This is a genomic window from Saccharopolyspora shandongensis, from assembly GCF_900106995.1.
GTDB lineage: Bacteria > Actinomycetota > Actinomycetes > Mycobacteriales > Pseudonocardiaceae > Saccharopolyspora > Saccharopolyspora shandongensis.
The window spans coordinates 1-16,690 of the sequence record NZ_FNOK01000099.1 but is presented as its reverse complement, the minus strand read 5'-3'; the positions used below and the strand labels follow the sequence as shown (position 1 = coordinate 16,690).

The following is a 16,690-nucleotide window of genomic DNA, read 5'->3' as shown; positions in this document are numbered from 1 at the left end:
GTCCGGAGCCACGCCCACTGCGTGATGCTCGCCTTTCCCTACGTCCAGGCCGAGGAACACACCGAAATCGCTGCTCATCCACCGTGCCGTTCGTTTGTCTCGGGTGGTCGCCGGTCGAGCATCGAGCGCCGGCACCCACGTTACGACGAGACCTGCCCAGCAGGCGGCCGTGTCCCTATCAGCGGTCGGTCGATGCCACCAGGCCCGGTGACACCACCCCCCGGATCATGCCTACGACTGGGGGCGTCAGTCATGCCGGACCTGGCGACCACAACTCCTAGATCAGGAGCTACGAAAAAGGTAACGGGGGGCGACAGCTTGTCTCGCCGCGGCGATCTTGGATCAGTGCACGCTCATGCCGCTGAGCGGTCGCGGTTGCCGGGCTGCGAGCGATCAAGTAGAGCGGACACCAGGCACCTGCCGAGCGATCACATCGCGCGGAAACACCAGTCCATGCGGTCAGACTTGGTCATGTTGGCACGGAAAGTACAGCGGCATGTCAATTCAGCAAGAAACATGGTTGCGCGGCGGAGCGGCGGCCATGGCTGGGCAGCTTGTGCCGCAGCCGTCATCTATAGCTGGGGGTCGCGATGGTCGTGGCGAGCGTGTCTGCGAGGGTGTCGGTGCGTGCCGTAGATCGGTGTAATGGCCGTTTGGCTGCTGTGCGCTGATGAGGGGTTGGCATCGGGTGTGGCTACGCGGGACTGATCGCCGTGCCCTGTAATGATCGAGTTGTGGGCAGTGGGTGGGGGGCAGGTCTGCGTTGCTGGCCGGGTTCAGTACCCGCTCCAGCTGGCTGAGGGGGAGGCTGCAATGCTTGTGGTTTCGTATCCGGTAGTCGGCTGGCCTCACTGTGGGGACAAGGCGGCGCCGCAGGGAGATGTAGGCATGGCGCAAGGCAGTGTGAAGTGGTTCAACGGTGAGAAGGGCTTCGGGTTCATCGCGCAGGATGGCGGTGGTCCTGACGTCTTCGTGCACTTCTCGGAGATCCAGGGCAGCGGCTTTAAGTCTCTCGATGAAGGCCAGCGCGTTGAGTTCGAGATCGGACAGGGTCAGAAGGGTCCGCAGGCTCAGGGTGTGCGTGTTATCTGAGGACTGAACGCCGACGCGCCCGTTCCTCGCGGTGCGGGCGCGTCGTTCAGTCGCTGGAACGCATACGGCCCCTGGCGGTGGTTCGAGGTTGACCTTGCTAGTCGGCAGTCACCGGGCCAACGAATCGTTACTCCAACGGGTCAATGCTTGATCGTCAGTGCCGACAGGCCCTGTGCACCTGTGGGGTACGGCAACGCTGGATCGCGCGGATGATCGCGGAGTGCATCCCGTTGGCCACCTTGTGGGTCCGGATGATCTCGATGTCGGTGACGCCGACCGCCGGGCCACCGTCCTGGTGCCCAGGTCAGCGGGAGTTCAGTCGAGGTAGTCGCGCAGCGCCTGAGCGCGGGACGGGTGACGCAGCTTGGACATGGTCTTGGACTCGATCTGCCGGATGCGCTCCCGGGTCACGCCGTATACGTGGCCGATCTCGTCCAGGGTGCGCGGCCGGCCGTCGGTGATGAGCGCTGCAAGGATTGCCCGGTCCGCCCAGTCCAGGCGCGGTTTGGGGGTCGTTCTGCGCAGCACGGCGACCTCGTGGCGTAGGACCAGCAACTCCGCATCCTTGGCCGCCGACGAACGGCCGAGCAATACCAGCCAGTCCGCAAGTCGGATGAAGATCAGGTAGAGCATGCGCAACGACACGGCGCACGATCATTCCTGGATCGCCGCGGTGTGTCGATCAGTACAGGTCACGGCCGCAGCCGACTTTTGGAACCCGACAGCATTCCGCGCTGCGGCGTCGCGGCAGGACCCGGAATTCGTGGACCACCTCGACCAGATCGTTGCCGCGATGGACAGCGCGACTGCGGCGCTCGATCCGAGCCGACTCGCCGATCTGGACGTCGCGTTCCACGAAGCGGTGATCGCGGCATCGAGCCACACCCAGTCGCTGCAGATCTGGCGCCTGATCCAGCCACGAGTGCGCGCCTACTTCCTCCGCGACGCACCGCACCACGACGACCCCACCGCGGTCCTGGCCCAGCACCGAGAACTCCTGCAGGCGCTGCGTTCCGGCGACCCGGAACGGGCGCAAGCCGAGATCGAGAAGCACATCTCGACCTACCTCGAAGACTGAGCGCGAGGACTACTGCGCGGTGCTCGATCAGGTGGCGACGCGGAAGCGCTCGATGATCGGTGCCGGTGTGTTCGCCGCGTTCGGCTCGGTGGCGAAAGCTGCTGGCAGCGGACTGATGATCGGCTTGGTGCTTGGCTGCGGCCATCGCCTATTGCAACGCCGTGGCCTCCGCTCAACTGGCCGCAGCGCATCCGATCTCGGGCGGATCCTACGTCTACGGCCGGGAACGGCTCGGCCCGTGGTGGGGCTTCGCCGCCGGTTGGGGCTTCGTGATCGGCAAAACGGCCTCCTGCGCGGCCATGGCGTTGACCATTGCCACCTACGCGGTTCCGGGTCTGGGGTGGCTGCAGAAGATCGTCGCGGTCGCCGCAGTGCTAGCCCTGACCGCGCTGAACTACCGCGGCGTCACCAAGACCGCAGCGCTGACCCGCGTGCTGGTCGCGCTCAGCTTGATCGCGCTGACCGTGGTGGTGATCGGCATCTTCGCGAACGGCGTCCACGTCGATCACCTCGGCTGGGCAGCGATGGTCTCCGGTGGTCCCTACGGCATCCTGCAGGCGGCAGGGCTGCTGTTCTTCGCCTTCGCGGGCTACGCGCGCATCGCGACGCTGGGGGAGGAGGTCCGCGATCCACATCGGACGATCCCGCGCGCCATCCCGCTCGCTCTGAGCATCACCGTGATCGTCTACGCCGTCGTGGGCCTGGCCGTGCTCACCGCGTTCGGACCCGACCGCCTTGCCGCCGCGACTGCTCCGCTCACCGAAGCACTGCAAGCCGCCGGTGCCGGTTCGCTCGCCACGGTCGTGCGCATCGGTGGTGTGGTGGCGGGCCTCGGGGCGTTGCTGACGCTGATCGCCGGGATCGGCCGCACCCCTGGCCATGGCGCGCAACCGCGACCTGCCGGGCTGGTTGGCCGCAGTGCACCCGCGGTACCGGGTGCCGCACCACGCCGAACTCGTCCTCGCCGTGGTCGGAGTGCTCGTCTGCTACGCCATCGCCATCGCCATCGCCATCGCCATCGCCAACGCCTCGGCCTGGACGCAACCCGCTGAGCTAGCGCCGATGGCCGCGCTGGCTCAACATCGCCGGTCTGCTCGGCTGCCTGGTCCTGGTCGCCACCCTGCCCTGGCAGTCGGCTCTGGCCGGCGTCGCCGTCTTCGCAGTGGTACTGGCCGCCCGCGCCATCGCCCTCGCCCGTCGCCAGAGCTGACCAACCACCGCGCCTCAGCTGCCGACCGGGGTCAGCCGGTCTTCGGCGAGGACGCGTTCGATGTTGCGTTCGGCGAGGGCGGTGATCGTGACGAACGGGTTCACGCCGGTGCTGCCAGGGATCAGCGAGCCGTCGGTGACGTAGAGGCCCGGGTAGCCGCGCACCCGGCCGTAGTCGTCGGTGGCTTCGCCGAGCAGGAGCCCGCCGAGCGGGTGGTAGGTGAAGCGGTTCTCGAACGGTCGGGTGTCGCCGAAGAGGTCTGTGCGGTAGATGGTTCCGTTCGTGCGGTTGATCTTGTCGAACAGCGCCTTCGCCTGCTGGATCGAGAGCTGCCCCTGCTCGGCGTTCCAGTGCAGGCGCGCGGAGTCGGTGGCGGGGTCGTAGCTGAAGTGGCCGCGTTCGGGGTTCTTCGTGATTGCCAGGTAGAGGCTGACCCACAGCTCGACACCGGCCGGAACCGGCGCGATCTCGGCGAAAACCGGGTGTTCGGGGTCGTCCCACGAGTCGATGCCGAGTGCGGGCATCCCGGACTGCGTGCGTCCCGTGGTGTCCCAGACGTGGTTCGCCCGGCCGAGCATGACGTTGCCGTTCGGGCCCCAGCCCTGCCCGATCTCCGCACCGAGTCCCGGCAGAGTTCCGGTGTCCCGCGCGCGCAGCAGCAGTTCGGTCGAGCCGAGGCTGCCCGCTCCCAGGAACAGGCGCTCCGTCGCGATCTCCGTTCTCTCGACGATTTCCCCGGAATCGTCGCGCCGGTGCACCGTGAGCACGTAGCCGCGGGCTTCGTCACGGCGGATCGCCCGCACCTCGTGCATCGCACGGATGGTCACGTTGCCCGTGCCGAGCGCATCGGCGAGGTAGGTCTTGTCCAGCGAGCGCTTGCCGTGGTTGTTGCCGTAGATCACCTCGCCGGCGAGCGCCGAGCAGGGAACCTCACCGGCCTCCTCCCGCCGCAGGTAATCGAAGTCGTAGACGCTGGGCACGAATGTCGTTTTCAGACCCGCCCGGTGGGCGTGCTCGCGGGACAGCCGGGCGAACTGGTAGGAGTCACAAGTCTCGAACCAGTCGGGATCGACGTGGTTGACCCCGAGCGTCGAGGTGGCGCGCGGGAAGTACTTGCCGTACATCTCCGCGGCGTCGACGGCAGGCAGGATCTCCTCGAAGTAGTTCCGCTTGGGCACCACGGCCATCGCGCCGTTGACCAGCGAACCGCCACCGACACCGCGACCGAGGTAGACCGACATGTCGCCGTGGTCGACGCGGTCGAGCACACCCGGGTAGCGCTTGATGTCGTGGTTGATGACGTCCATCCACAGAAAAGACGCCAGCGGCGCCAAAGTGCGGTCCTTCAGCCACATCGCGCGCCCGTCCGGGCGGAGCATGTTGCAGAAGACGTTGCCGTCGGTCGCAGGTGTGTCCCAGAGCCTGCCCATCTCGAGCATCACCGTGGGAATGCCTGCCTCGCCGAGGCGCAGCGCAGTGACGGCGGCGCCATAGCCCGTGCCGATGATCACGGCGGGCACGGGGCCGCCGGGGCGCGTTGCGGCCGACGCCGTCGTCGTGGAGATCGTGTTGAGGCCGAGCAGGGCAGCGGAGTTCAGGGCCGCGAAACCGAGGAACCGCCTGCGAGACAGAGGGGAGGTCATGTTCCCCATGGTCACCTCGCGACAGCAAGGCGACAATCACCAATCTGAATCCAATTCGCGTTATCAGGGAAAACGTGAACAATTTTCACCCGCTGGTGTGAAACCGGGCGGGTCTCTGCGAGGAGAGGGGAGTGGCATCCGATCGTTTCGGTGCCGCGTTCAGGTCGTGGTGATGGGATGTCCAGGGGTTTCAGGACATTCTCCGATAAGCGTCCCTTGTGGACTAAAATGAGCGCCCCGATCGATTCCGTCGGTCGGCATCTGGTCGATCAGGAGTTCCCGGCCACGATCGACGGGTACCGGCACCTGCTGGAGTGGATGCGTGTCCACGGCACGCTGATCATGGTCGAGGTGGAGGGCACTGGTGCTTACGGGGCCGAGCTTGTCCGGGTTCTGACCGCGGCCGGGGTCACCGTCGTCGACGTGGACCGCCCAGACCGCAAGACCCGCCGCATGAACGGCAAGTCCGACCCGATTGACGCCTACGCGGCTGCGACAGCAGTACTGTCCGGGCGGGCCGGCGGCATCCCGAAAAGTCGGGACGGCGTGGTCGAAGCGGTCCGGGTGTTGCGGGTCGCGCGCCGCAGCGCGGTCAAGGCCCGCACCCAGGCGATGAACCAGATCCGTGGCCTGCTGGTGTCCGCCCCGGCGATGCTGCGCGAACAAGTTGCGGGACTGGATCGGACCACATTGATCCGCACCCTCGCCCGACTACAGCCGGGCAAGGACCTCTCGCACCCACTGACAGCGACCCGAGAGGCATTACGACGCCTGTCACACCGTCACCAGACGATGGATGACGAGATCGCCGAGCTGGATGCGCAACTCGGTCTACTAACCCGCCAGGCCGCCCCCAGCTGCTGGACCTGTTCGGCGTCGGCCCCGAAACCGCGGGGCAGCTGCTGGCCTCGGCCGGGGACAACCCCGAACGCATGCGCTCCGAAGCACACAAACCAACCTCCCTCCCGCAGCTTGACATCTATAGGAGCATCCCCGGAGCTGTACCCCACTCGCAGCCGCGCGCTCGGTTGCAGCATGGGGGCATGATGAACCGCCTCGGTCTGATCACTGGCCCGGTACTCGTGGGTCTGCTGTACGCAGGTGGCTCGAACTTGTCGGCCGTGTTCTTCGCGACCGGCGGCATCACGCTGGTCGGTGCGATGGTGGCCATGCTGTTCGCGGAGGAGACGAAGGGACGCACCTTGGAGGAGCTGTCACCGTGAACGAATCTTTGTGCGCTGACCCGTTCGGGCTGGGGAGTCCCTCTGAAGCTGTGCCCGCCGACGCGGTTCGGCTCACAGGGGAGATGGGCGACGGACCACTTCGAGTGGTCCTGCTGGGCACGGCCGCTGGGCCGTACCCAGCGCCAGGGCGCCGCAACCGCAGTGGTCGTCGGGGACCGCACCTACCTGGTCGACGCCGGCTATGGCGCGCTGCGCAAGTGCGCGCAGGCCGGGTTGGCGCGACCTGCGCGCACCTGATCCAAGTGCGCGGACGCTCACGGCTCGTCGAAGATCAGCGGCGTGAACCCGCCCAGGGCCTCCAGCGACGGTCGGCGGCGATCCCGACGCGGAAAATCGCTTTAGCTACGCCCCTCGCGCCCGCGCCTACGCAGCCCGACGAACTGCCGAAGGCAAGACCAAGCCCGAGATCCTCCGCTGCCTCAAGCGTTATCTCGCACGCGAGATCTTCAAAGCGCTCACCAGCGACAACCTCGCTACGACAGCAGCCATCCCACCATCGGGCCAGCCAGCAGCGTGACATCCAGGTCTGACCAACTTGACCTATAGGAGCGTCGCCAAGGACGCGGCGGTCATCGCCGACCAAGCCCGCATGCGCCGCGACCTGCAACCGTTGCGGCCAGGTGATGAGATCAGCGTGGACCTGAGGATCCTGACCGCGCGCCGCACTGATCTGATCTGCGATCGCCCCCGCACCATCAACCGACTGCGCGCTCAGCTGCTGGAATACTTTCCCGCACTGGAACGATCTTTCGACTACAGCGCCAGCAAAGCCGCGCTCATCCTGCTGACCGGCTACCAACCCCCGACACGTTGCGCCGGCTCGGACAGTCCCGGCTGGAATCCTGGCTGCGCAACCGAAAGATCCGCAACGCCACCGCCGTCGCAGCCACCGCGATCGAAGCCGCCACTGCACAACACACCACGCTGCCTGGCCAACGACTCGCCGCAGACATGGTCTCCCGGCTGGCGAAAGGGGTGATCGCTCTCAACGAAGAAATCGCCGAAGTCGACACCCTCATCGAGAGCCGATTCCGCCAACACCAACACGCCAAGATCATCCTGAGTCTTCCCGGCTTCGGCCCCTTGCTGGGCGCCGAATTCCTCGCCTCCACCGGCGGGGACATGACCGTATTCGGCACCGCAGACCGTCTCGCCGGCGTCGCCGGGCTCGCACCCGCACCCCGTGATTCCGGACGCGTCAGCGGAAACCTACACCGGCCACGCCGCTATGACCGTCGCCTGCTACGCGCCTTCTACCTCTCCGCGCTAGCCAGCATCCGCTGGTGCGCCGCATCCAAGACCTACTACGACCGCAAGAGAACCGAAGGAAAACGCCACACCCAGGCCGTCATCGCACTGGCCCGCCGACGACTCAACGTCCTACGGGCCATGCTGCGCGACAACACGGAATACCAAGCCGGACCCGCCGTGATCGCCGCTTGACAACATCATTGGGAATCACTCACAGTGCCCATCCCGCCGGACCTCCGCCCGGCGTATCGGACCGGAAACACCGTTCGCTGCACAGTCCCCCCTCGGTACGACGTGCAGTGAGTAGTCCTCACTCGCGGCGGCGGCGAGGACGCGCGGATCGTCGGTACTTCTCATACGCAGAGCCGTTGGCTCGTGGGTGGTGGTCATGAAGGCTCCCGAAGGCACGTCGCGTTCGACGCGGCAGCGTAGGACGCGATACAACGAGGCGCTGTAGAGACCGAGGTCTGCCCCGCCGAGCCGGTGGACCCGGCGGGGCAGACGCCTTGTGTGGGATGGGCTACAGGTCAGGCCCAGTAGGATTCGGCGCGTTTGTGCAGCAGATCGCGGTACTGACGAGTCGTGGTTTCGAAGAGTTCGCCAGTACCCCAGTCGACGATCACGCCGTATCGCCGGATGAGGTCGAGCATGTCCAGTTCGCCTGCGCGGTACTTGGCGGCGATGTCGTGCGGATCCGCCTGCAGCCAACTCCGGCGTTCCGTGGCGATGCATGCGCGCAGCCGTTCGGTCGCTGCACTGTCCACTTCGTACTGGTCCAGCTCAGGATCGATGGGCACGACGACAACGCCGTAGTCCTTGGCCGCGCGCTCGATGGACACATAGCCGTCGATGACGTCCTCGGCAACGTCCGCTGGATCCCGGGTGAGTGGGTCGCCGTAGCCGCCACCGCCCGCGGAGGGGCGGGTGAAGGTGTCGCCGGGTTCGATCGGCACGTTGGAGAACGTCGCGCCGAGGAACCGTTCGTGTTCGGTGCCTTTGTTCAGCCACACCCCGTGCGGTAGTGACGGCAGACCACCACTGATGCCCCAGGTGATAGACCGGGCACGGTCGCAGCAGTACGACATCACCGTGTTTTCGCAGTCGGTGAGCACACCGCCCTTTTCCAAACCGCAGCCACCCCGGAACCGTCCCGGGCCACCGGAATCCGTCACGATGGCGTGGCCTGTGGTCAACACCGGCGAGAGCCGTTCCTGCCCTTCGACCGGCTGAACGGCGAGCCCCGCCCCGAACACGGGCGCGGTCGCGCCAGACCCGTCCTTGGTGGCCCGGCCACCCCAGCCGCCGGCCATCCAGTCGTACCACATGAAATAGGGCCGATCGTTGGTTCGCCCGTCCTTGCCGCCGACCAGCAGATATTCGAGGTTGAAGGCACATCCCATCGCTCGTTCGGGCATGACCTTCGACCAGATCTCGAACAGCGCGTTCATCAGTTTTTCGTAGGGTCCGGAACAGAATCCGGTCACGGCGGTCGGCCAGCTGGCATTGACCACGGTGCCGGCAGGACCGATGTCGGCGTGCACCACCCGATACAACCCGGAGTTGAGCGGCACGTCCGGGAAGAACGTTTTCGTCCCGGCGTACAGCGCCGAATATGTCGTCCCATACCCCGAGTTGAGGAAGGTCGATACGGCCGGCGCGCTTCCGGACAGATCGTAGTGAATGCCGTCGTCGTCGATCCGCATCTTCACCGCGATCGGGACCAGTCCCTCGGGCCTGGCCGGGTCGGCGTCGAGGTAGTCGACCGTTTCCCACTCACCGTGCGGTAGTTCGGCCAGCTTGTGCCGGACGATCCGCTCGACGTAGTCCTGGGCTCCGGTCATCGCGGCCACCACGGTGTCCTTGCCGTAGCGGTCGACCAGCCGAAGAATGTCGCGTTCACAAACGGCCGTCGCCTCGGCCTGTGCGTTCAGATCACCCATGCAGCTATAGGGCGCCCGGGTGTTGGACACCAACAGCTGCGCCACATCGTGCAGCGCATGTCCACGTCGCCAGACCCGGACCGGGGTGATCCGTAGTCCCTCGCTGAAGTGTTCCTTGGCGTTGACGTCGAATGAGCCGGGGACGTTGCCGCCGATGTCGGCCCAGTGGCCCTTGTTCTGCGCGAAGCCGATGATCTCCGAACCGACGAAGATCGGCCGGATAAAGCTGACGTCGTTGAAGTGCGTACCGCCTCGGTATGGGTCGTTCACCGCGAAGACGTCACCGGGACCGATGTCGTCGCCGAACTCCTCCAGCACCGCTTTGCACTGGAAGTGCAGGGTGCCGACGTGGACTGCGATATCGGCGCTGCCCTGCATCACGACGTTGCCTTCCGCGTCACACAGCGCGGAGGAGAAGTCGCGAGCGTAGATGACGAACGAGTAGCAGGTGCGCATGATCTGCTCGCTCATCAGGTCTACGGCGGTGACGAACGCATTTTTCAGTACCTCAAAGGTCACCGGGTCGAGGCCGGCCGGCGTCACCGGTGGCGTGGATTTCTGTTGTTGCGGCATGGTGGTGGTCATCGCCTCACGCCTCCGTCAGGTGGATGCGGATGTTCAGCCACTCGTCGATCTCCGCGGTGGTGTCCGGCGGCACGACGGTGGTGGAGTCCAGCTGGTCGATGATCGCGGGTCCGGTCATCCGGCTTCCCGCCGGCAACGCGGTTCGTTCGTAGACCGGGGTTTCGACCCAACCTGGGCCTTCGAAGTACACCTCGCGTGTCGTCGGGGGAGTGGGTGCCGGCCGGGGCGACGCGTCGTGCGCCGCGAACGTCGGTTTGGGTGTGACGCCGATGGCGGTCAGACCGAGCTGGTAGATCTGCACCGGTGTTTCGTCCCGTCGGAAGGAATACTCGCGTTCGTGTTGTTCATGGAACAACTCGACGGCCTTTGCCAGAGCGTCCGGACCCTGCCCACATTTGATGGTCAGCGAGCGCCACTGGCCGAGGTAGCGCATGGAGACCGTCCGCTGCAGTACGGCGTCTTCCGGGCTGACTCGTTCATGCCGTAGCCGTGCCGAGGCTTCGGCCTCCAAACTGGCGAAGGCGTTTTCGAACTCGTCGAGGTCGGCGGAGTCACTGACCGCGTCGAACATCGCCGACAGGTCGTGCCGGATGTCGACCAGCAGACAGCCGAGCGCCGAGGTGACCCCGGGGTTCGGCGGAACGACGACCGTCGGGAGGCCGAGTTCCCTGGCCACCTCCGCGCCGTGCAGTGCGCCCGCTCCGCCGAATGCCACCAGGGTGAAGTCGCGTGGATCGTAGCCGCGCCGGATGGAGATCAGCCGGACGGCGTCGGCCATGTTTGCGTTGGCGACCTTCAGGACCGAACTGGCGGCCTGGTCCAGCGGGAGACCGAGCGGCCGTGCGACGGCTTCCTGGACAGCCTTTTCCGCGAGTTCGGGCGAGAGTACCTTCGCGCCACCGGCCAGCGACTTGCCCAGGCGGTTCAGCACGAGGTTCGCGTCCGAGTTGGTCGGCTCCGTGCCGCCGCTGCCGTAGCACGCCGGCCCCGGCGCGGCACCCGCCGACTGCGGACCGTTACGCAGCGAACCGGCCGCGTCGAGGTGGGCGATCGAGCCGCCACCCGCGCCGATGGTCAGCACCTCGATGGACGGGAAGATGATCGGGTACCCGTACTCGACGGACCATTCCTTCGTCACGCGGAGTTCGCCGTCGTGCACGAGTGAGATGTCCGTGCTGGTGCCACCCATGTCCAGACCGATGGCGTTGGGGTAACCGCACTGGGACGCCACATGCCGGGCCGCGATCGCACCGGCCGCGATGCCCGAAGCCGCCAGACGAACGGGATAGCGCGTGACCATCCCTGGATGCATCGACCCGCCACCGGAGTGCAACAGTAGGAGGTCTCCCGAGTAGCCGGCGGCCTGTAGCTCGTCGGCCAGGCGTTGCACGTAACCGTTCACCAGCGGTCCGAGCAGCGCGTTGGCGACGGTCGTGTTGAAGCGATCGTGTTCGAAGATCTCCGGAAGGATTTCCGCGCTGGTGGAGATGGTGACACCGGGCAGCTCCTCTTCGAGGATCTCCCGCATCCGAATCTCATGCGCCGGGTTCACATAGGAGTTCACGAAGCAGACCGCGACCGACTCGGTGCCGCGTTTGCGCAGCAGCGCGGCGAGCCGGCGGGCCTCGTCCTCGTCGAGTGGCGTCACCACGCGACCGGCATAGTCGATGCGTTCGGTGACCTCGAATCGATCTCGACGACGGATATGCGGGGGCGCCACGTCACGATAGGCATCCCAGAGATCGTCCTTGGTCCCGTCGCGAATCTCGATGACGTCGCGGAATCCTGTGGTGGTCACCATCGCCGCCGGCCGGAAGTTCCGGGTGATCAGCGCGTTGGTCGCCACCGTCGTGCCGTGCGAGAACAGGGACACGTTGTCCAGGTCGATGCCGCTGCGCTGGACACCGTGGAGCACGGCGCGCATCGGGTCGTCGGGAGTCGACGGAACCTTGGTGACCCGTGTGGTTCTGCTGTCCTCGTCAAAGACGCACACGTCGGTGAATGTGCCGCCGACATCAACGGCCACACGTTGCTTCGACATGTGTGTACCTCCTCGGAGTCGTGAGTTGGACGGTGGTCACCCGCTGCCGGCTGCGGATTGGTACGAAGAAGCTTGCCTGCGGCTGTGCCATCGGTCACTGTAAGAACTCCAGATTCTCGTGGTTCGATCTGTTCTACCTGACAAATTGACCCGCTCCGTGACCGCAACAGCACAGAGAGATGTGATGGCGTCCGACACTCGTCAGCAGAATCCTCGGCTGACCCTCCAGCAGCTCATCGACGAGCCGAGCCTGCAGCTGTCCGCGATCGAGCCTGGTGACCCGTCGACCGTGATCCGCTCGGCGCACTCAATCGAGATCGAGAACCCCGCGCGGTGGCTGCCGCCGCAGTCGATCATGTTGACCACCGGCCTGCGCTTTGTGGACCGCCCCACTGATCGGAAAGCCCAGGCACGACTGATCGACGAACTGATCGCAGCGGATGTCGCTGCCCTCCTGTTCGGCATCGGCGTGAAGTTTCTGGAGGTGCCTCGAGGGCTTCGCGAGGCCGCCCGACAGCGAAACTTCCCGCTGCTCACGGTCGCCGCCAGTACACCGTTCCTGGCCATCGAAGACTTCGTCAACCGTGGCGTGCTCTCGACGGAAACGTATCTGCTCCAACGTACCGTGTGGCTACAGAACGAGCTGCTCCATGCCCTGTCGGCGAGCGATCCGGTCAACGCACTGGTCATTCGGTTGGGCACGCTATCCCGAGGAGCGGCCGTGCTTTATGAGGGAACCGGACACATCGTCGCCTCCACCGGCCATGGACCGTTGCGGCTGATCTGGGAGGAGATCGCCGCCCGGGAGCCGGAACCGCAGCGCTTCGCGGTGGGGCAGTGGGAGGTCGCGACGCGTCCCTTCGCGCTGCGCGGGTCGTTGTTTCGGCTCGCGATCGCCTCACGCACCAGCTCCGTGATCAACGACCTCGGTCCGGACGTGTTGGAAACCGCTGAGCGGGTCCTCGCGGCCGCGAACGCCGCACGCTCCCTCGTGATCAGTCAGGCACAGGCGGAGGCCGTGCGAATCATCTCCGCACTGCGGGCCGGTGTGACGACGTCCCAAATCCGCCAGACCTGGGACCGGCTCCGTGCCTTCGGGTTCCGCGTGGGTGATCCGATCCGGGTGGTCATCGCCAGACCGATCGGATCGCCAGTCGAAATCGACACCGCACGGACGACCGAATCGCTCCTCGAAGCAGCGCACGCCGAGGGACTGCCCGTTGTGCTGTCCGACGAGTATCGCCAGGAAGACCCGGCCACTCGCTTGGTCGCCGTACTCGCCGACAGCCCGGCCGCGAGATCATGGACGGATGTTCTCGCCCGCACGCATGTGACTGGGGCCAGCGGACCGTTGACGGATCTCGCGGTGACGCCGCGGTACTTCGAAGAGGCTGACACCGCCTGGCAGGTGGTCAGCCGGCGTCGGGACCGGGGGAGTGCCGAGACCATCGTGCGTCTCGACGAGGTCGATTTCGCGACCTGGCTGCTGACCCGGCGCGACGATGCCCGGGTATCGGCCCGACTGGACCATCACTTCGGGTCGTTGATCGCTGCGCCGGATCTGGTTGAGACCGTCGTGGTCTACCTGGCGACTGATCAAGACGTGAAGGCGACCGCACAGAAACTCTTTGTGCACCCGAACACGGTCAGGTACCGCTTGCGCAATGTCGAACAGCTGGTCGGCGGGCCAATCGCCGCGGCGAAGATCGTCGCTAACCTCTATCTCGCCTTCCAGGACGAGATCGTGGCCCGCGTGGAACCAACCGTCGGGAACGAGTTGTCCAGTGAATGATAGTTCTCGAGCTGATACTGGGATGCCGCCGCACGAGCCGGGCAAGAAGCCTCCCGGTCTCGTCGGGTTCTGGGTGACGTTCGCGCTGCTGACAGCGACGACTGCAACAGAGTGCCGAACTCGCCGCCGAGAAGTCGGTGCCACACTTCTGGGAACACGTGCTCTGGGCCTTCGGCCAGCCGACGCTGGACGACCTCTCCCGGTTCGTGTCCTGGATGAACCTGGTGGAAGCCAGCCCGAACATACGCATGCCGTTCATCGTGCTGCATGGCGGCAACGACCGCCAGGTCCCGGTCGAGATGGCGCACCGGCAGTACGACGCCGCGGTGAACAACGTGCGACGCGACCTGAAGATCATGGCCGAACGCGACGGCGGCGTCGAGCTCGTCGCTGCGGACAACAGCACCCCGACGACCAATTTCATCGCCGGCTGGGTCGCCGACGTCTTCTCGACCACATCGGCGCACCGCTGATCGGGGCGGTTCCGCACTCGACACCGGACCTGCTGTCGGCACCATCAAGTACCACGACAGCCAGTTCGGTGGATTGCTGGACAACTCGATACCACCGCGCAATCACTGAGATCACCTCACTGTAGGTGCCGGAGATCGTTTCCGCTTCCGCGATCGTGAGCGTGGTTCCCCTCGGCTCTGCGTAGTAATAGTGGCCGGTGAACTCGATATCGTGCATGTCGAGAAGAGAACTGCCCAACGGCCTGATGTCGCCGGTGCCGTGGCGGTCCTCCAGACGCTGGAACTTCCAGACAGTACTGCGGTTGCGGAACTCGACCCATGCCACAGAAATGACAGCCGCGTTGCCTTGATCGTCTCCGACGACGAAGACGATCCTGTCCAGCGACTTGCACGGAGTGCGGACCAGGAACTCACGGACTTCCCCGAACGAATGCGCAACGCAATCGACGGCTGGCATCTTGCCGGACTGCCGCAACCTGCGCAATCCCATCCGCTGCCAGGCGTCGTCTGCCCGTCCCTGCCGAACCGACCGCTTGGCATCTGTCTTGTGCTCCTTGAGATTTCGTGACGCGGCATTTCGCGCCATCGTATTCGCGGATCCACTCACTGCCGATTCACCTGCTACAGACCCCGCTGTGACGGACGAGCCTGCACTCATCGCACCGCTGCCCGACGCGAGTGCGAAGGCGAGCGTGCCGGCAACGACGACGCTTCCGGTATTTCCCTTGCGCGGAGCTGGATCCGAGCCTCCGCCCGCGCCACCGATTCGACGATCTGCCACACGTCCCCTTCCGCACTGCCAAGGCATAAGCTGACAGCAGCCCAGCATGGAGATCACGAAGGACGGTCCTCAACTAGTTCGCGTGAAGTTCGGCCGTTCGAGTCAAGCGGACGTCCCCATGGACACTGGTGCGAAAGTGCGGTGAGCGCCTCGTGGTAGCCGGGGCCGAAACGCAGCCACTGCCGTCGAACCAGTTCGACCGCATCATGGAAGGCACCGAGGGCGACGACAACGCACTGCAAGACTACGAGTCGATCCTGAGCACCATGCGGTCGCCGCAGCGCAACCAGGTGCGGTTACGCTCGCAATGCCTTCTCCAAGCAGAAGATCTACCACAGCGACCTGGTGACCGTCCTGGGCGCCGCGATGGTCACCCGGCCCGGAGTCCGACGGCTCGCGGCGGACGCAGTGGCTGTCCGAGCAGCTAGTCGACCCCCGCAGATCGAGGTTCCTGTGCCGGGTCTGCGCCCCGCAGGAGTACGACGACGGCAAGGCGGTCGCCGAGGCGTTCCGTGATATGCAAGCACCTGGCCCCAGCAGGACCCCCGTCCTGCCAACGTGATTGTGTGTGGCCGATGTGGTCGGAGGTTCGATTCGCAGAGGGTGAACAACTGGGCCGGCTACCGCTGCGGCTACGGCCATATCAGCGCACGCACCCAGGCAACAACGGTCATGAAGAACACCTACGTCAGGGAAGCCCGCCTGCTCGCGAGTCTCCGGGCCCGCCTGGCCGACATCACCGGCGACGACACGGCACTGGTCGACTACCTCCGCACGAACGGACTGATGATCGTTTACCTCGGCCCGGATTGGACCATCGAAGAGAGGCTGCCAACTACAGCCCTAGTGGTAGGGCGGGCCGACAGCCCGCAGCTGCCCCGACCGATCTTCTGAGCCCGCGGGTCAGGCGCCGCCTGAAGAGAGCACGACACCAACCGAGGTAGTGGTGGCTCCGGATGCCGACCCATGCACCCGGTCGATGGCGACGCGTTCGCCGAGGAGTTCTGACGGTTCGCCAAGCGGCTGGAGAACAATCACCTGTTCTTTCATCCGCGGTACGCCGGGCAGATGGTCAAGCCGCCGCACCCGGCCGCCGTGGTCGGCTACTTGACGGCGATGCTTCGTCGAGATGGAGTGGGAGTGCATCGCGGCGCTCGCCGAGATGTTCGGCCTGCGCCGCCATGTGGGCCACCTGGCCACCAGCGGCACGATGGCCAACCTCGAAGCCCTGTACCTGGCACGGCAGTCCCATCCTGGAAAGGGGATCGCCTATAGAGGCTGTTTTGGATCTTGTGGTTGGTGTTGTGGTAGGCGTGCGAGGCGGCGGGTCATGTGGATGATGGCGGCCCAGTGGACCATGGTGGCGTGGTGTTGGGGGAGGCGTTCGTAGTCGCGGGCGCAGCGTCGGCGTCGGCTGATCCAGGCGAGGGTGCGTTCGATGACCCAGCGTCGGGGCAGGACTTGGAAGCCTTTCTGGCCGGGTTGGCGGTAGACGATCTCCACCGTCAGGCCGAGGATGGTTTTGGTGTCGCGGCCGGTCAGAGGGCCTTCGTAGCCTTG

At 65.7% G+C, this 16,690-nt stretch carries 15 protein-coding genes and 2 pseudogenes; 10 read left to right on the top strand and 7 right to left on the bottom strand.

All coding sequences use genetic code 11. The features are described from left to right. The first annotated feature begins 888 nt into the window (after window positions 1-888). Window positions 889-1,092, top strand: coding sequence for a cold-shock protein (locus BLW84_RS44735; protein ID WP_010310090.1), 204 nt, complete (start codon window positions 889-891; stop codon window positions 1,090-1,092). Between the two features lie 315 nt (window positions 1,093-1,407). Here the strand turns inward: BLW84_RS44735 and BLW84_RS50085 are convergent, their stop codons facing one another. Next, window positions 1,408-1,725, bottom strand: a complete 318-nt coding sequence (locus BLW84_RS50085) for a sigma factor-like helix-turn-helix DNA-binding protein (protein WP_177227057.1) — start codon at window positions 1,723-1,725, stop codon at window positions 1,408-1,410. Between BLW84_RS50085 and BLW84_RS44725 the strand changes: the two genes are divergently transcribed. After that, on the top strand, window positions 1,724-2,170 hold the full coding sequence (locus tag BLW84_RS44725) for a GntR family transcriptional regulator (RefSeq protein WP_093278683.1): 447 nt from the start codon (window positions 1,724-1,726) through the stop codon (window positions 2,168-2,170). The genes BLW84_RS50085 and BLW84_RS44725 overlap by 2 nt on opposite strands. Before the next feature lie 131 nt (window positions 2,171-2,301). Further along, window positions 2,302-3,222, top strand: a complete 921-nt coding sequence (locus BLW84_RS44720; protein ID WP_245761824.1) for an APC family permease — start codon at window positions 2,302-2,304, stop codon at window positions 3,220-3,222. Window positions 3,223-3,394: 172 nt separating this feature from the next. Here BLW84_RS44720 and BLW84_RS44715 read toward each other — a convergent pair whose 3' ends face one another. Next, entirely contained in the window at window positions 3,395-5,023 is a 1,629-nt protein-coding gene (locus tag BLW84_RS44715; RefSeq protein ID WP_245761823.1) for a GMC oxidoreductase, read from the bottom strand. 228 nt (window positions 5,024-5,251) lie between these two features. On the opposite strand from BLW84_RS44715, the gene BLW84_RS49750 reads away from it, so the two are divergent. The 4 genes and pseudogenes from BLW84_RS49750 to BLW84_RS44700 all read left to right on the top strand — a co-directional run. Beyond that, window positions 5,252-6,070, top strand: a complete 819-nt coding sequence (locus tag BLW84_RS49750; RefSeq protein WP_245761822.1) for an IS110 family transposase — start codon at window positions 5,252-5,254, stop codon at window positions 6,068-6,070. Continuing rightward, a complete protein-coding gene (locus tag BLW84_RS44705; protein WP_245761821.1) occupies window positions 6,067-6,246 on the top strand; it encodes a hypothetical protein in 180 nt (59 codons plus the stop codon). Before BLW84_RS49750 ends, BLW84_RS44705 begins: the two co-directional genes overlap by 4 nt. A 373-nt stretch (window positions 6,247-6,619) precedes the next feature. Next, window positions 6,620-6,784: pseudogene (locus tag BLW84_RS49745) on the top strand (IS110 family transposase); the annotation flags it as partial. Window positions 6,785-6,820: 36 nt separating this feature from the next. Continuing rightward, a pseudogene (locus BLW84_RS44700) lies at window positions 6,821-7,710 on the top strand (IS110 family RNA-guided transposase); the annotation flags it as partial. Window positions 7,711-8,045: 335 nt separating this feature from the next. On the opposite strand, the gene BLW84_RS44695 reads toward BLW84_RS44700, so the two are convergent. Then, the gene (locus BLW84_RS44695; protein ID WP_245761820.1) at window positions 8,046-10,043 is read right to left on the bottom strand and encodes a hydantoinase B/oxoprolinase family protein; all 1,998 of its coding nucleotides are present in this window, start codon (window positions 10,041-10,043) and stop codon (window positions 8,046-8,048) included. 4 nt (window positions 10,044-10,047) lie between these two features. Continuing rightward, a complete protein-coding gene (locus tag BLW84_RS44690; protein WP_093278681.1) occupies window positions 10,048-12,084 on the bottom strand; it encodes a hydantoinase/oxoprolinase family protein in 2,037 nt (678 codons plus the stop codon). A 184-nt stretch (window positions 12,085-12,268) separates the two neighbouring features. Here BLW84_RS44690 and BLW84_RS44685 point away from each other — a divergent pair, with 184 nt between their 5' ends. Both BLW84_RS44685 and BLW84_RS44680 read left to right on the top strand, forming a co-directional pair. Continuing rightward, on the top strand, window positions 12,269-13,876 hold the full coding sequence (locus tag BLW84_RS44685) for a PucR family transcriptional regulator (RefSeq protein WP_093278680.1): 1,608 nt from the start codon (window positions 12,269-12,271) through the stop codon (window positions 13,874-13,876). A 137-nt stretch (window positions 13,877-14,013) separates the two neighbouring features. Continuing rightward, a complete protein-coding gene (locus tag BLW84_RS44680; protein ID WP_093278678.1) occupies window positions 14,014-14,349 on the top strand; it encodes a hypothetical protein in 336 nt (111 codons plus the stop codon). On the opposite strand, the gene BLW84_RS47045 is transcribed toward BLW84_RS44680, so the two are convergent. Next, complete coding sequence (locus BLW84_RS47045) at window positions 14,297-15,187, bottom strand: hypothetical protein (RefSeq protein ID WP_143061359.1); 891 nt, start codon at window positions 15,185-15,187, stop codon at window positions 14,297-14,299. The genes BLW84_RS44680 and BLW84_RS47045 overlap by 53 nt on opposite strands. A 546-nt stretch (window positions 15,188-15,733) precedes the next feature. Between BLW84_RS47045 and BLW84_RS44670 the strand changes: the two genes are divergently transcribed. Continuing rightward, window positions 15,734-16,024, top strand: a complete 291-nt coding sequence (locus tag BLW84_RS44670) for a hypothetical protein (RefSeq protein WP_093278677.1) — start codon at window positions 15,734-15,736, stop codon at window positions 16,022-16,024. Window positions 16,025-16,033: 9 nt separating this feature from the next. Here the strand turns inward: BLW84_RS44670 and BLW84_RS48230 are convergent, their stop codons facing one another. Further along, window positions 16,034-16,339, bottom strand: a complete 306-nt coding sequence (locus BLW84_RS48230; RefSeq protein WP_177227056.1) for a hypothetical protein — start codon at window positions 16,337-16,339, stop codon at window positions 16,034-16,036. 60 nt (window positions 16,340-16,399) lie between these two features. Continuing rightward, on the bottom strand, window positions 16,400-16,690 hold a 291-nt coding region (locus tag BLW84_RS44660; RefSeq protein ID WP_143061358.1), incomplete at its 5' end, for a transposase.